Consider the following 14,846-nt stretch of genomic DNA (forward strand, 5'->3'; position numbering starts at 1 on the left):
AAGTTCTCCGGGGTTAGTCAGCTACTGAGCGTCGGGAGGCTGTTGAGGCGGGCGGTAGCCAGCTTGAGCTTACTCCTCCCGTAAGGCCACGGCTGGCTGAATGGCGGCCGCCAGCCGGCTCGGCTGCCAGGCACACCCGGCCGCCAGCACATAGATTATCCCGGTGGCCAGGAGCATGGCCATGAGGTAGACCGACGGCTCTATTTCAAAAGCGCCTAGCAGCGGAAACTGCACCGCTAGCAGGCTACCCGCCAGCACGCCCAGCGTGGTCAGCACCAGCACCTCACCCAGAAACTGTCGGCCGATGCCCGGGCCGGTAGCGCCCAGGGCACGACGCAGCCCAATTTCGGCGCGGCGCTGGCTGATGTTGTACCACAGCACCCCAAACAGACCCAATGCCACATTCACCACCAGAAAAATACCCACCACCGCTAGGGCTATCAGCGGCGCCAGGGTGGGCTTCAGTTTGTCGAGCCGGTCGTTTTCCAGCGCGTATACCTGCGTGCTCCACTGGCGGGTGAGGCCGGCCACAGTGTGCACGATGCGCTGCTGCAGGCGCGCGCCCTGCCCCGGGGCCACGCGCACCAGTACGGTGGCACTCTCCCAACTGGTGGTGTCGTGCGCAGTAAGGCGCACCCACACCGAGGGCGTGGGGGCCGCAAAGTCGCCGCCCATGCGCACCTTGTCTACCACGCCCACCACCTGGTATTCTTTGGGAGCGTCGCCGCCGAACTGGTGGTTGGTCCGAAAAAGCTTACCCACGGCGGGTTCACCGGGCCCAAACAGCGCCTCACGGGTATCCTGGCTGATGACCGCCAGCGGGCGGGTGGCGGCATCGTCGCTGGCGTTAAACCACCGGCCTTCCCGCAGCTTCAGGCCAAAAAGGGGGCCATACTGGTCGTCGGCATCGTAGCGGTCTACCCGGCTCAGCTTCTTGGTGCCGCGGGCAAAGTCGTCGTTCATGGTGCTGAAGCGGAAGGGCGTGTTGAAGCTGGTGAGGGCTATTTCCTGCACACCCGGCAACGCGCGCACCTGGCGCAGCACATCGTCGAGCCTGTGCGCGCGGCATTTTTCGCCCTGGCCGGCTGCGATGGTCAGCCGCCATACGTTGTCGTGGTTAAAGCCGAACGGCTGCACGTAGTTACGGCCAAAGTTGAATAGCAGCGTGGCCACGCCAAACAAGACAACGAAGGAGAAGAATATCTCGGAAAGCAGGAGAACGTTGGACCGTTTACGGTTCCAGATTAAGCGAAAAAGGTGGCGTACCATGGGAGGAAAGTAAAAGAGTGAGGGGTAATAGGCGCGGCCGGCGGTGCCCTATTGGGGTCCGCCGCTGCTGCCGCGCAGCGCGTCCATGGGGTGGAGGCGCGACATTTTCCAAGCGGGGTACACACCACTCATCAGACCAAACACCACGGCCAGCCCCATGCCCCAGCCAAAAGCCCACCAATTGAGCCCAAAATGCGAATAGGCAATGAAGTGGCTACCGTTGAGCAGGTACAGCGCCCCGGCTGCCAGCCCTAGCCCCAGCAAGCCGCCTACCCCGGCGAGCACCAGGTTTTCGACCAGAAACTGGCCCACCAGCGCCCCGCCCGAGGCCCCAAATGCTTTACGTACGCCGATTTCGCTGGAGCGCTCCAGGATGCGCGTCACATTCAGGTTCACCAGATTCAGCGCCGGCAGCAGCATAAACAGCAGCCCGAGAACCGTGCAGCCCAGCAGAAAAACACCCATGCCGTCGTCTTCGGTGGTGACATGGTTGGTAAGTTGCCGCGTAATGCTGGCCAGCGCCGGGTCGGCGTGAGCCGATAGTTTCTTCACGGCCTTGGGGTCGGGTACTTCGACCCGGCGCATCATCTGCTCAAACTCGGCACGGATGGCCGGCAGCGCATCGGCGCCGGGGCCCGCCAGCAGAATGGGAATGAATTCGCCGTCCAGGCGGCTATCGTTGCGGAAGCTGGTACTCAAGGTGTAGGGCACCCACACGTCGGCGCTGCTGTAGAGGCGGATAACCGGCACGTTGGGCACCACCCCCGCGATGCGGTAGCGGTATATGCCCAGCTCCACCACGCGCCCGGCCACGCCTTTGGTCGTACCAAAAAAGCCCGCGCTGTATGTTCGCTGATGACACACACCCGGTCGGCACGGCTCACCTCCTGGCCCGTGAACGGGCGGCCGTCGAGAAATTCGAAATCGGTTACCTTCCAGAAATTCCCGTCGGTGTAGCGCACATCCAGGCTTAGGCTCTCGTTGTTGGCGAAAGAGGTAGCCGTCGAGGTCATCGACGTCAGCGCCACTGTGGCGGGCGTCTTCAGGGTCCGCACGTACCGGTCGATGAAGTGAGCACTCATGGGCGAATTCATGTTCCCGCCGTCGCGCAGGCTGCTGGTTGAGTGAGCTCACGAAAAGCATTCGGTCGATGCGCTTTTCCGGCGCCTGGGCCCCGCTCACGTGGTTCACCATGGCCATCACCACCAGCATAATCATCAGCGTAAAACTGATGCCGAAAAGAGAAATAAAGGTGAAGAACTTGCGCCGCAAGAGCACCTTCCAGGCAATTTTTAAGTAATTGGTAAGCATGACTTTTTCAATAAAGAATGAGGAATGACGGATGAGGAATTATTGAGCAAAGCGGGTAGCCCAGCCACCCATTCTTTATTCCTCATTCTTCATTCTTAATTAACCCACTTGGCTGCCGTCGAAAAACCGGATGACCCGCTCGGTCTTCAGGGCCTGGCGCTCGTCGTGGGTCACCATCACGATGGTCACGCCCTCGCGCTCGTTCAGGCCCAGCAGCAGGTCCATGATTTCCTCGCCCATCACCGAGTCGAGGTTGCCGGTGGGTTCGTCGGCCAGGATGATTTCGGGGTTGCCGGCCAGGGCCCGGGCAATGGCCACGCGCTGGCGCTGCCCGCCCGAGAGCTGGCTGGGAAAGTGCGTGGTGCGGGCGCTCAGGCCCACTTTGTCGAGGGCATTGAGGGCGCGCTGGCGGCGCTCCTTGCCGCTCAGGCCCGGGCGGTAGAGCAGGGGCAGCTCCACGTTGTCGAGCACGGCGAGGTCGTTTATCAGGTGGTAGCTCTGGAAGACGAAGCCGATTTTCAGGTTGCGCAATCCTGCCAGTTCCTTGTCGGTGTAGGAGCGCACGGGGCGGCCGTCCACCTCAATCGTGCCGCTGGTGGGCTCGTCGAGCAAGCCCATGAGGCTGAGTAGCGTGGACTTGCCGCAGCCGCTGGGCCCCATCACCGACACAAACTCGCCGCGGTTGATGACCAGGTTCACGCGGTTCAGGGCCACGGTCTCAATGGTGTCGGTCTGGTAAACTTTTTCGACATCGACCAGCCGCAGCACGGGGTGGCGTCGGCCGGTGCCGGGCCACTGGCGGGCAGCGGGCGGACATCAGGGGCGGAGGAAGTGAGCGGGTTTGCCATGGGAGTGAAAAAGAGAGGAAGAAAGTTGCAGAAAAAGTTATTGGTTGGCCACCAGCGGCTGCTGGCGCTCAAAGTCATACAGGGTGAGGGCCCGCAGGCGGTAGTAGGCCACCCAGCCCGCACGCAGGGCGGCGATGTAGCCGCGCCGGGCGCTGTCCTTGGCCACCGAGGCCAGGGTCAAATCGGTGAGGCTGATGCGGCCCAGCACGTAGGTGGCGCGGGCTATGTCGTAGCGGCGCTGGGCCAGCGAGTCGGCCCGGCCCGCGAGGCGCGCCTGCTCGCCCAGGGCGGGGAGCTGGCCGGACTGGCTGAGCACGGTTTGCTCGAAGCTGCGCTCTTCCTGGGCCACGTTGTGCTGCACCTGATCGCGGGCGAGCTCGGCGGTTTTGATGATGGACTTCTGGCGGCCCCAGTCCACCAGCGGCAGGCTGAAGGCCAAACTCACCCGCTGCTGGTTTTGCAGGTTCTGGTAAGTGTCGACGAGGTTGGCGGCCTGGTTCACGTAGCCCATGTTGGCCAGGAGCGTGGCCTGGAAGCCGGTGGTACCGCGGGCCTGGGCCACGTCGCGCTCGGCCAGCAGCAGCCGGCGGCGGAAGGCCAGCGTGGCGCTGCGGTTTTGGCGGGCCTGCTCCAGGGCGCGGGCGGGCAGCACGGCCGGCCGGGGCGCCGAGGCGGGCACTACCAGCGCCGGCGCGTCGGCCAGGCCGGTGTAGGCCTGCAAGTCCACGGTAGCGTTCTGGGCGCTGAGCCTGGGCCTGATTCTGGGCCTGGCGGGCGTCGAGCAAGTTCAGCTCAAGTTGCAACAAGTCGCTCTGCGACAGGCGGCCCAACTTGAACCGCTCCTGCCCGATGCGCAGCAATTCGGCCGTGGCCTCGGCGTTCTGGCGGGCTACTTCGGCGTTTACTTGCTGCAGCAGAACGTCGAAATACAGCTCTGTGACGCGCTGGGCAATGGTTTCGCGCTCTTCCACGTACTGGCGCTGGCTTTCCTGGTAGCGCAGCGGCTCGATGCGCCGGGCCCAGCGCAGGGCATTGAACTGCCCCAGCGGCTGGGTGAGGCCCACCATCACGGGCTGGTTGTTGTAGCGCCGCAACTGGCCGTTAAAGTCATCGAATCGCTGCATCACCGAGCCCACAAAAATCTGCCCGCCGGTTAGCCCAATATTCTGGGACATGGTCAAGCTCAGGTCGGAATTGTTGATGCGCACGGCCCGGAAATCGGTGTTGCCATCAGGCTGCACCACGGGCGTAATCACCCGGCTGAAATTGGGCAAGGTCCCCTGCAGGCCCAGGCTGCGGCCGGTAGTTGGCCTGGTAGCCGCGCCAGTTCCAGTAGCTGGTTTCGCGCGTAGTCACGGCCTGCTGCCCCACTGCCGAGCGGTTGAGCGCCTGGGCAATCACCTCATCCAGGGTGAGGCCAGTGGGCTGAGCCTGAGCCGCAACGGGCCGGCTGAAAAGCCCCAGCGCCAGCAGCACGAAAAGTATAAGAGTTTTCATGGTCGGGCCGCCTTAGTCTTTGACAATGAGTTCGGGCGTATCCACGTGGTCCTTCATGTCGGACACCACGACCTCCTCCCCTGCCCGCAGGCCCCCGGTTATCTGCACGAAGTCGAAGTTGCTGTCGCCAAACTGGACGGTGCGCCGCACGGCCCGGCCATCCTTTATCACAAACACCGGCTGCTCTTTGCCGCCCTGGTAGTAAGGCCCGTTTTTCAGGCGCAGCACGCCGTGGTGGGCCCGGGTCACCACAAACACGTCGGCCCGCAGGTTGGCCCGCAGCGCGGGGTGGTGGGGGTTGTCGAGTTGGGCATAAAAGGTGACCACGCCTTTTTCCACGCTGGGGCTGATGGTGGTCACAGTGCCGCGCAAGTCGAGGCCATTGATGCGCACCACCACGGGGTCGCTTTGGTGCAGGGCATCGGCGTAAGTGTCTGAAATGGTGGCCCGCACCCGGAAGCTGCTCAGGTCGGCCACCCGGGCCAGCGGGTCGCCGGCCTGTACCGTGGTGCCGATGTTCTCGTTCACCCAGGTGAGCACGCCGGGCTGCTGGCTGCTGATGTTGGCCTGCCGCAGCTTGGTGGCCAGCTCCGAAATGCTGCGCTGCTGCATCGAGACGGTATAGCCCAATTCGCGCACATCGGCCGCGTTGGAGCGCTGCTGGGTCTGAATCTGGCGAGCCAAGCGCTGGGCTTCCAGTTGAGCCACCGTCAGGTTGAGCTCGGCCTGGCGCACATTTTCGGCGGTGCCGCCACCAATTTTAGAAGCTGCTGCTCGTCGCGGAGGGCCGATTGGAGGCTGCGCACTTTCACGGCCTGCACCTGTGCTTGGGCGCGCAGGTCGTTGAGGCTGCGCTCCAGGGTGAGCTGCAATTGGGAGTTTTTGTTCTGGTTGCGCAGCTGCTCGTCGCTGAGTTTGGCTAGCGTAGAGTTGGTCAGCTCCTTGTCCAGTTCCAGAATAGCCTCGCCGGGCTTCACGCGTGCGCCTACCGCCACTGCTACGCGGCTAATTGTGCTTTGAATTGGGCTGGTTATCACCACTTCCCGGCCCGGAATGATGGTGCCCGCCGCCGTGAGCGAAGCCTCCACGTCGCCGGTTTCCACCGTGGCAGTCAGGATGTCGGTGCGGCTGATGCTGGGCTTCAGCACGGTGCGGAAGGCCAGCACCGCCATCAGCAGCGCAACTACTACGCCGGCCACGAACAGCCAGCGCCGCCGCCGTCGTTGACTTTGAATAGCAGGGGCAATAGCTCTGTCCATTTTCGTGCAGAAATAAGGGAGGTTTCTACACCTAATGCCAAGCCGTGTGCCATTTTTACAATATCCTGATTTTCAGATTATAATGACATTTATATCCGTTACGCTATTTAAAAAATATGTCCATTTATGGACATGTCAGCCTTAACCGGACACCCAAACCATTCCAGATTTTCGCTGATAATCAGACCGTCATGCAGAGCGCAGCGAAGCATCTTTACCGCGCAAGTAATCCAATAGCCTGACCCCAACCGTCTGTCATGCTGAGCCGGCGAAGCATCTTCTCACCGACGAACTAATCGTTGAGCCGTGAGAAGATGCTTCGCCGGCTCAGCATGACAGACGGTTGAGTTATAAGCTCCGCGAGATGCTCTGTTACCTCTTCTTCCTCTGCTTCCTTACAAGCTGCACTACGTTTTGCTTGCAGCGCACCGGTTTAAGCCAGCACCTGGTACACCATAAAAGCCGCCACGTAAGCCAGGCCCGTCATGTAGAGTAGTTGGGCTAAAGGCCACTTCCAGCTTTTGGTTTCGCGGTAGGTTACGGCCAGCGTACTCATGCACTGCATGGCAAACACATAGAATACGAGCAGCGAAAACGCCCGCGCCGGCGTGAAAAACGGCTGCCCGTTGGCGTCTTTTTCGGCCTGCAGCTTTTGTTGTAGCGTACCCATGTCGGCATCCTGGCCCACGCTGTAAATGGTGGAGATGGTGCCCACAAACACCTCCCGCGCGGCAAACGAGGTCAGCAGCGCAATGCCAATTTTCCAATCGTAGCCCAAGGGGCGAATGGCCGGCTCCAGCGCCCGCCCAAAGGAACCGGCGTAGGAATTTTCGAGCCGGGCCGAAGCCACTCGGCGGCTCAACTCGGCCTCATCCCAGCCCTGGGTGGCGACTTGCTGGCGCACCTGGGCTTCGGCGGTGGCTTGCTTTTGGCCCGGGCCGTAGCTGGCCAGCACCCACAGCAGCACCGAAATGGCCACAATCACCTTGCCTGCCTGCAGCACAAAAGCCTGCACTTTCTGGTAGATGGTCAGGCCCACGTTCTTCCAGCGCGGCCACTGGTACACCGGAAACTCCATGATGAAGTAGCTGCGCTCCCGGGCCTTAAGCACCTTCTTGAGCACCCAGGCCGAGCCCAGGGCCGAGAACAAACCCAGCAGGTATAGGCCCATCAGGGCCACTCCGCGCAGGTTGAAAATGCCCCACGCGGCCTGGTCGGGCACCACCAGCGCCACCAGTACCGTGTACACCGGAATGCGTGCCGAGCACGACATAAGCGGGGTCACGAAGATGGTTATCATCCGGTCCTTCCAGCTCTCGATGGTGCGGGCGCCCATGATGGCCGGCACCGCGCAGGCCAAGCCCGAAATCAATGGTACTACGCTCTTGCCGCTCAGGCCGAAGGGCCGCATCAGCTTGTCCATCAGGAAGGTGACGCGGGCCATGTAGCCCGTTTCCTCCAGCACGGCCAGGAAGCCGAAGAGCAAGGCAATCTGCGGAATAAATATCAAGACGCCGCCCAAACCGGCCAGCACGCCCTCGGTGAGCAGCCGGACCAGGGCCCGTCAAAGTTGTTCTGAATGACCGCGCTCAGGGACGAAATCCCCTGGTCTATCCAGTCCATGGGGTATTGGGCCCAGGCAAAAATGGCCTGAAACAGCGTGAACAGAATGCCCAGGAAAATCAGGTAGCCACCCACCCGGTGCGTGAGCACCTTGTCGATGCGGTTGCTCACCGGCTCGCGCGTTTCGGTGCGCGTCACGGTCACGGTTTCGAGCAGGATTTCGTTGATGCGGGCGTAGCGGGCAATGGTTTCGGCCGCTTGTTGGGCCGTGGCATCGAAGCCGTACTTGTGCGTCAGCTCCTGGAGGTAGGCCTTGTCGTCGTGGCTCAAAAAACCGATGTGGCGGTACTGCTGGGCGTAGTGCAGCGCCAGGTAGTCGTTGTGCAGATCGAAGTAGTAGCGGATTTGCCGCACCAACGGCAGCAGCTTCTCATCGGGCTCCCAGCAGCGCACGGGCGGCGCGTCCAAGCGCTGGGCCATCACGATTTTGAGGGCGGCCACGCCGATGCCTTTACGGGCATTCATCGGAATGATGGGCACGCCCAGCTCCCGCTCCAGCGCGGGCAGGTCGATGTTCACGCCGTGGCGCTCGGCCACGTCCATCATGTTGAGGGCCAGTACCGCGGGCAGGCCCAGGTCGCCTAGCTGGGTGAACAGCAACAGGCTGCGGCGCAGGTTGTTGGCATCCACTGTCACCACCACAAAGTCGGGGTAGTTGGCGGCCGTGCGGTCGTAGAGCAGGTCGGTGATTACCTTCTCGTCCAGGCTCTTGGGATAGAGCGAGTAGGTACCCGGCAAATCGATGATTTCGGCCCGCTGCACCGGCGTGAGCTGCGAAAAGCCCGACTTGCGGTCCACAGTCACCCCGGGGAAGTTGCCCACCTTTTGGTTGAGCCCGGTGAGTTGGTTGAATAACGAAGTCTTGCCGCTGTTGGGGTTGCCAATGAGGGCAATGCGCAGGGGCCGGGGCTGGCCGCCGGGCCGGTTGGCATTGCGATGGGCTCTGCCGTCGCCGTATCACTCACTATCGCCGCCATAGCTGCGTCCTATTCTTTCAGCAAAATGGTGGCGGCCTCGCTGGCCCGCACCGAGAGGGTGTACTCCTGGTCGCCCAGCACCAGCATCAGCGGGTCGCCCAGGGGGCGCGGCCGCTCAGGCGCACCTGCACGCCGGGTACGCAACCCATTTCCAACAGCTTCAGGGCCATTTCGGGGTCTTCGAGGCAGCATATGGTGCCGGTTTCGCCCACGCGCAGGTCTTTGGCAGTGCGGCGAGCAGCAGCACTGGCAGCGACGAGTTTGGGCGAACGACGGAATAAAGCCACGAGTGAAACCGGAGGGGAAAGCTTATTTAGAAAGAATACAAACAAAGGTACGCTACCAAACGCTTTCGCTCCGCGAAGAGTTTTTTGCTATGGAGGATAAGCCCCGCAGTAAGCCCGTGCGTCGCTTTGCGGGGGCATCTCATCTAATAGAGGTTGTATCTACTGATATTTTACAATAACTTTCAGCCCTGGCATTTGTAATTTTGTTCTTTCTACCTCACCTCCTATGCTAACACGCCTACATCTCATAGCATTATTTATAGTCGGCGCTGCAACCTCCGGTTGGGCTCAGCAAGCTCAAATCAAAGGAGTAATTGTTGATAAAGACACCAAAGAGCCGCTCCCTTTCACTTCCATTGGGCTAAAAAGCGAGCAGATAGGTGCTCTCAGCAACGAGCACGGCCAATTCATTGTGCCCGCGCCCAGCAAAAATGCCGACGACTCCCTCGTCGTCATCGCCTTGGGCTACGCGCGCCGGGCCGTGCTGGTGAAACGGGGCGTGGCCGTGCCCAACCTCACCATCGAAGTACCCAAGCGGGCTGTGGCCCTGGGCAACGTGGTGGTGAAAGCCGGCAAAATCAAGAACCTGGGCCTGGGCTCCCGCACCGACAACCCTGGCGAAGGCATGATTCAGGGCCTGCCCGGCAGCCAGTACGCCTTCTTTGTGAAGAATGATAAAAAGAAGCGCCTCGGCAACGTGCGGACGGTGTCGTTCTACATCGGCGAAAACGGCTTTCCCCGCGAGCCCTTCCGCGTGCGCATCTACAAGGCCGACGGCAACTACAACGCTCCCAACACCGACCTGCTCACTGAAAACGTGGTGGTCTCGGCGCCCCAGGGCGGGCAGTGGTACACCGTCGACCTGACGCCCTACAACATCACGGCGCCGGAAGAAGGCTTCTTCGTGGCCATGGAATGGGTGGTGAGCGGCGACAAGTTCTTCGCCACCAACTTCATGGACGACTACACACCCTACGGCCAGATTATGCGCCCCACCTTCGAGTTCAAGGAAAGCCGCACTTGGAACTACTCCATGGGCAAGGGCTGGAGCCTTATCACCGCCTCCAACGGCCAGGGCCTGCGCTACAACGCCATGATTAAGGCCGAGGTCGACATGATTAAGTAGAAGGCGTTGAGGCCGGCAGTAGATTTCAAACCTGAGAACATCAAAAAAGCCCCGCTCTCAAGCGGGGCTTTTTTATTGGTAACATGTACTGAATGCTGTGCAGTAATGCCTTAGAAAAGCTTCTTCTTTGCGGGCTGACCAAGGCCGGCTATCCAGGCGCGCATGGTTTCCTTGGCTACGGGCGAGAACAAGGGCTTCATCTCGCCGTTCATCAGCGTCCATTCCGTTTTGGGCGGCTGAAACAGGTGGTTGACGCCCGGCAGGCGTTTGGAAGTGGTGTTGCGGCCAATGCTTTTCAGCTCCTTTTCCAGGGCTTCCAGGTGCAGTTCGGCCGGGGCCTCCAGGTCGGCGGTGCCGTTGAGGAGCAGCACCGGGCAGGTCACTTCGGCTAGTTGAGCCACGGGGTCGAAGGAGAGAAAGTACCGCTGCCAGGGCGTGAGCAGCTTGGCAGCCGCGGCCTGGGCAGCCTGAGGGTCGAGCTTGGGCTGGTCCTGGCGCAGCATGTTGCTCACAATGGACTGCGCCTGAGGCGGATTGGTCAGCCGGATGATGTCGTACATGGTGCGCTGGCGCTCGTAGGCGGCCTGCACTTGGGCGGGGTCTACCTTTTTGACAACCTGCTGCGTCACTTGCTGCTGCAGCAGCGTTTGCTCGCCGGTCAGGCCGTAGCCGGCCAGGGATACCACAAAAGCGGGCGGCAGCGGCTGCGCGGCGGCCAGCAAGGCCACGTTGGCGCCTTCGCCGTGCCCCACCACCCCGATGCGGGAAACGTTGACTTCCAGCCGCGACCGCAGAAAGTTGATGGCGGCCTGCACGTCGCTCACCAGCATTTCGGTGGTGGCCGTGGCCGTATTGCCGCCCGACTGGCCCACGCCCCGGTCGTCGTAGCGCAGCACGGCTACGCCGCGGCGGGTGAGGTAGTCGGCCAGGGAGCCCATCAAATGGTAGTCGCCCACGGTTCCGTCGCGGTCATGAGGGCCCATGTCGCTCACCAGCACCACCGCGGGGAAGGGGCCGGGGCCCGCCGGTACCGTGAGCGTACCACCAAAGTTGAGCCGCGCCACCGGGTTATTAAATACCACTTCTTCTTCACGGTACGGCGGAGGCAGCCGCGTGCCCGGCCCGCTCACGGTGGGCATGGGCGAGTGGCGCAGCCGCAGCGGCGTCTTCACCCCGGCATGAGTCCACAAGCCGTTCAGTTCCCGCTTCACGCTGTCGTAGCGGGCGGCATAGCTCCGGCCGGCCGCCGGCATCCGCAGCAGCACCGAGTCGCCGCGGATGATTACCTCCGCGGCCAAGCGGGTCACTTTCTGAGTCGGCACGTCGAGCGCCGCGAAGTACTTGCCGCCCGCCAGGGGCACCATGCTAATGGTCAGGTCGACCTCGCCTCCCGCCAGGGCCAGCTTCCCCTTCCACAATCCTCCCAGGTGCAACGCGCTGACTGCCGGGGCGCCGGCGCGCCCCCAAACGGTTCCCCCGCTCGACATGCACAGCAGCACGGCAATCCAAATCAAACCCCTTCTCATTTCGTGATTACTATAAATAAACCTATGGCCCTGGAAAGATAATCAGCAGGACCCGGCACTGGGCAGCGCCGCCCACAGCAATTCAGCTAATAACCTGTTTATTAAGCATATTAAATAATATTCATTTTTCTTAATATTAAGTTCGCATTGAGCTAACCGTTGCAAACACAATCCATCTGGACCGCTACCTGCACCGATAGGCTACTTCGTTGTGGGCCCTGGCCCGGCCCAAGCGCCAGTGATTTGAAAGAGGGAGTTGGATTAAATACATAAAGCGGGTTGGCTTGAGCGCAAAGCTGGGTACGGCCCACTTTTTTCATCGTTCAGGCCTCCATAAAGGAATAATCTAACAACTTGAAACCTATTTGCATAGTAATAAAACAGCCCCAAAAACGTTGCATTGCCATATTTGATTTGCATTCAATAAATCAATTACTGCTCCCAATGGATAGAGATGGCGATATAATGAATGAGAATTTGTAAATTTGCCAGTCTACATCCATTATATTATTCCTGGCGATGATGAAACGCTTACCTTTTCTTGCATTATGGGTTCTATTGCTAATCCCAGCGCTGGGCTGGGCGCAGGAAAACCGCATCACGGGTCGCGTCGTGGATGCTAAAACCAAGGACCCGGTGCCCTTCGCATCCATCGGTCTGCGGGAGGAAGGCACCGGCGCCCTCACCAACGAATACGGATACTTCCAGCTGGCCGGCCTCGAAAAGACCAGCCAAGACTCCCTGATTGTGATGACGTTGGGCTACGAGCGCAGTGCCGTTTTCATCAAGCGCGGCAGTACCGAAGACCTCATCATTGAGCTGAAAAAGCGCGTGATTGAGCTGGGCAACGTGGTGGTAAAAGGCGGCAAGGTGAAGAACCTGGAGCTGGGTTCCAACTCGAATAACCCCGGCGAAGGCATGATTCAGGGCCTGCCCGGCAGCCAATATGCTTTTTTCGTGAAAAATGATAAACAGAAAAAGCTGGGCAACGTGCGGACGGTGTCGTTTTACATCGGCGAAAACGGCTTTCCCCGCGAGCCCTTCCGCGTGCGCATCTACAAGGCCGACGGCAACTACAACGCCCCCAACACCGACCTGCTCACCGAAAACGTCGTGGTTTCAGCCTCACGCGGCGGCGAGTGGTACACCATCGACCTGAGCACCTACAACATCCCCGCCCCCGAAGAAGGCTTCTTCGTGGCCATGGAGTGGATTGTGGGCGGCGACAAGTTCTACACCACCAACTTCATGGACAACTACACGCCCTACGGCCAGATTATGCGCCCCACCTTCGAGTTCAAGGAAAGCCGCACCTGGAGCTACACCATCGGCAAGGGCTGGAACCTGCTCACCCTGGCCAACGGCCAGGGCCGCCGCTACAACGCCATGATTAAGGCCGAGGTCGACATGATTAAGTAAGCCGAGCAGCCCAGGCTAGCACAAGTTGCTTGCCTGGGCCAGACGCCATTATCAGATATAATAGTAACAGAAACGGCCCTGCTCACCAGCAGGGCCGTTTCTGTTTTAGAGCTTCTCGGGACAGTTTCTTAGGGCAGCCACCGTTTCCTTGAGGCGGTTTCGGGGCCGGTATACAGGCTGGCCTTGGCCACATACCCCCACCGAGGAGTCGGGGGTGGGGCCCACGTATAATGCCCCCGAAATCGCCCTAACGCGGTAACATTATTCCGCAGTGCGGCAGCTTGGTAGCGGCCACACTGCGAAATAGATTTACTTCTTGCTCTGCGCCACAATCCATTCACGGATGGTGTCCTCGGCTTCGGGCGAGAAGTTGGGCTGGGGCTGGCCGTTCACGATGGGCCACTTGCCTTGCTCGGGCTGGAAGAGGTGGTTCACGCCGGCCAGCTTTTTGGCGGTTACGCTCTTGTTCAGGGCCAGGCCCTTTTGCAGGGCTTTCTGGTTGGCTTCGGCGTTGATGGTGAGGTCGGCCGTGCCGTTGAGCAGCAGCACGGGGCAGCGTACCAGCACCAGTTTCTCGATGGGATTGAAGGCCAGGAAATAGCGGTAGCGGGTCGATGTCATCTCGGCCGCGCTTGACTGGGCCGTCGCGTTGTCGATGGCCGCGTTGTTCTGCTTCAGCATGTTGGCCACAATGGCCTGGGCCTGCGAGTTGTCGGTGGTCTGGCGGATGATTTCGAGCATGGCCAGGCTGGCGCTTGGTAGCGGCTTCAATCTGGGCATTCTCCGTGCCCAGGGTGCGCAGGGTGGTGGCCTGCTGCTGCACCACAATGTCGCGGCCGGGCAGGCCATAGGCCGCCATGGCGACTACAAAAGCCGGCGGCAAGGGCTGCGCGGCGGCCAGCAGCGCGACGTTTCCACCTTCGCCGTGGCCCACCAGTCCGAGGTGCGCCAGGTCGATTTCGGGGCGGGTGCGCAGGTAGTTCAGGCCGGCCTGGGCGTCGCTCACCAAATCGGCGGTGGTAGCGGCCGGCGTGCCGGCCGACTTGCCCACGCCGCGGTCGTCGAAGCGCAGTACGGCCACGCCGCGGCGGGTGAGGTAATCGGCCAGCAGGCCCAGCGGGCCGAAATCGCCCACGGTGCCGTTGCGGTCATGAGGGCCGGCGTCGCTGAGCAGCACCACGGCCGGAAACGGGCCCGGGCCCGCCGGAATGGTGAGCATGCCGCTGAGCCGCGCATTCACGGTAAGGTTGCTGAAGGTGGCTTCTTCCTCGCGGTACGGCGGGGTGAGGCGCACGTTCTTGGCCGCCATATCGGGCAGGGCACTGAAGGTGAGTACCATGGGCACCTTGAAGCCGGGCTGCTGCCAGACGCCGGTCATTTGCTTGGCGTCTTTCGACACGGTGCCCACAAAGCGGCTGTTGGCTTCCTCGGCAAACAGGCGCACGGTATCGCTTTTGATTTCCGTTTTCACGGCCATGCGGCTCACTTTCTGCAGCGGCACGTCAAGCGAGCAGAAATATTCGCCGCCGCTGAGCTTCACAAAACGAAAGATGACTTCCAGCTGGCCACCGGGCACTTTCAGCTGGCCCTTCCACAACCCGTCGAGGGCCGGGACTTCAGCCGGCGCGGCCGCAACTGCCGAACCCTGCCGGGTGCTGGCCTGCGCAGAGGTCATCAGAGTTAAACAAATAAGGAGAGTACCAA

Annotated in this window: 15 protein-coding genes and 1 pseudogene; 2 read left to right on the forward strand and 14 right to left on the reverse strand. The window is 61.2% G+C overall.

Features of this window, described 5'->3' with window-relative positions; translation table 11 throughout:
* Nucleotides 1-69: 69 nt before the first annotated feature.
* From ACFQT0_RS02995 to ACFQT0_RS03055, 12 genes and pseudogenes are all read right to left on the reverse strand, one after another.
* Nucleotides 70-1,269 (reverse strand): ABC transporter permease, encoded by a 1,200-nt coding sequence (locus ACFQT0_RS02995; protein ID WP_380200271.1) that lies wholly within the window; start codon nucleotides 1,267-1,269, stop codon nucleotides 70-72.
* 48 nt (nucleotides 1,270-1,317) lie between these two features.
* A complete protein-coding gene (locus ACFQT0_RS31510) occupies nucleotides 1,318-2,580 on the reverse strand; it encodes an ABC transporter permease (protein ID WP_449272036.1) in 1,263 nt (420 codons plus the stop codon).
* Between the two features lie 99 nt (nucleotides 2,581-2,679).
* Nucleotides 2,680-3,348: an ABC transporter ATP-binding protein gene (locus ACFQT0_RS03010; protein ID WP_380200275.1), complete on the reverse strand. Its 669-nt coding sequence runs from the start codon at nucleotides 3,346-3,348 to the stop codon at nucleotides 2,680-2,682.
* A gap of 117 nt (nucleotides 3,349-3,465) precedes the next feature.
* Entirely contained in the window at nucleotides 3,466-4,149 is a 684-nt protein-coding gene (locus tag ACFQT0_RS03015) for a TolC family protein (RefSeq protein ID WP_380200277.1), read from the reverse strand.
* 79 nt (nucleotides 4,150-4,228) lie between these two features.
* Nucleotides 4,229-4,603: pseudogene (locus ACFQT0_RS03020) on the reverse strand (TolC family protein); the annotation flags it as partial.
* Nucleotides 4,604-4,658: 55 nt separating this feature from the next.
* Nucleotides 4,659-4,925: a hypothetical protein gene (locus ACFQT0_RS03025; protein ID WP_380200279.1), complete on the reverse strand. Its 267-nt coding sequence runs from the start codon at nucleotides 4,923-4,925 to the stop codon at nucleotides 4,659-4,661.
* A gap of 12 nt (nucleotides 4,926-4,937) precedes the next feature.
* The gene (locus ACFQT0_RS03030) at nucleotides 4,938-5,660 is read right to left on the reverse strand and encodes an efflux RND transporter periplasmic adaptor subunit (RefSeq protein WP_380200281.1); all 723 of its coding nucleotides are present in this window, start codon (nucleotides 5,658-5,660) and stop codon (nucleotides 4,938-4,940) included.
* Nucleotides 5,636-6,184 carry a hypothetical protein gene (locus tag ACFQT0_RS03035; RefSeq protein ID WP_380200283.1) on the reverse strand — a complete coding sequence of 183 codons (549 nt, stop codon included), beginning with the start codon at nucleotides 6,182-6,184 and terminating at the stop codon, nucleotides 5,636-5,638. Before ACFQT0_RS03035 ends, ACFQT0_RS03030 begins: the two co-directional genes overlap by 25 nt.
* Before the next feature lie 433 nt (nucleotides 6,185-6,617).
* Nucleotides 6,618-7,718, reverse strand: coding sequence for a ferrous iron transporter B (feoB, locus tag ACFQT0_RS03040; protein ID WP_380200285.1), 1,101 nt, complete (start codon nucleotides 7,716-7,718; stop codon nucleotides 6,618-6,620).
* Nucleotides 7,691-8,707: a FeoB small GTPase domain-containing protein gene (locus ACFQT0_RS03045; RefSeq protein WP_380205892.1), complete on the reverse strand. Its 1,017-nt coding sequence runs from the start codon at nucleotides 8,705-8,707 to the stop codon at nucleotides 7,691-7,693. Before ACFQT0_RS03045 ends, feoB begins: the two co-directional genes overlap by 28 nt.
* Nucleotides 8,708-8,793: 86 nt before the next feature.
* The gene (locus ACFQT0_RS03050) at nucleotides 8,794-8,928 is read right to left on the reverse strand and encodes a hypothetical protein (RefSeq protein WP_380206147.1); all 135 of its coding nucleotides are present in this window, start codon (nucleotides 8,926-8,928) and stop codon (nucleotides 8,794-8,796) included.
* The gene (locus tag ACFQT0_RS03055) at nucleotides 8,871-9,071 is read right to left on the reverse strand and encodes a FeoA family protein (RefSeq protein ID WP_380200287.1); all 201 of its coding nucleotides are present in this window, start codon (nucleotides 9,069-9,071) and stop codon (nucleotides 8,871-8,873) included. The genes ACFQT0_RS03050 and ACFQT0_RS03055 overlap by 58 nt, the downstream gene beginning before the upstream one ends.
* A gap of 226 nt (nucleotides 9,072-9,297) precedes the next feature.
* On the opposite strand from ACFQT0_RS03055, the gene ACFQT0_RS03060 reads away from it, so the two are divergent.
* A complete protein-coding gene (locus ACFQT0_RS03060; protein ID WP_380200289.1) occupies nucleotides 9,298-10,197 on the forward strand; it encodes a carboxypeptidase-like regulatory domain-containing protein in 900 nt (299 codons plus the stop codon).
* Nucleotides 10,198-10,307: 110 nt separating this feature from the next.
* Here the strand turns inward: ACFQT0_RS03060 and ACFQT0_RS03065 are convergent, their stop codons facing one another.
* Nucleotides 10,308-11,615 carry an alpha/beta hydrolase family protein gene (locus ACFQT0_RS03065; protein ID WP_380200291.1) on the reverse strand — a complete coding sequence of 436 codons (1,308 nt, stop codon included), beginning with the start codon at nucleotides 11,613-11,615 and terminating at the stop codon, nucleotides 10,308-10,310.
* Between the two features lie 666 nt (nucleotides 11,616-12,281).
* Between ACFQT0_RS03065 and ACFQT0_RS03070 the strand changes: the two genes are divergently transcribed.
* Complete coding sequence (locus ACFQT0_RS03070; protein ID WP_380200293.1) at nucleotides 12,282-13,142, forward strand: carboxypeptidase-like regulatory domain-containing protein; 861 nt, start codon at nucleotides 12,282-12,284, stop codon at nucleotides 13,140-13,142.
* A gap of 337 nt (nucleotides 13,143-13,479) precedes the next feature.
* Here ACFQT0_RS03070 and ACFQT0_RS03075 read toward each other — a convergent pair whose 3' ends face one another.
* Entirely contained in the window at nucleotides 13,480-14,817 is a 1,338-nt protein-coding gene (locus tag ACFQT0_RS03075) for an alpha/beta hydrolase family protein (protein ID WP_380200295.1), read from the reverse strand.
* Nucleotides 14,818-14,846 lie beyond the last annotated feature (29 nt).

This window comes from Hymenobacter humi (assembly GCF_042665855.1).
GTDB lineage: Bacteria > Bacteroidota > Bacteroidia > Cytophagales > Hymenobacteraceae > Hymenobacter > Hymenobacter humi.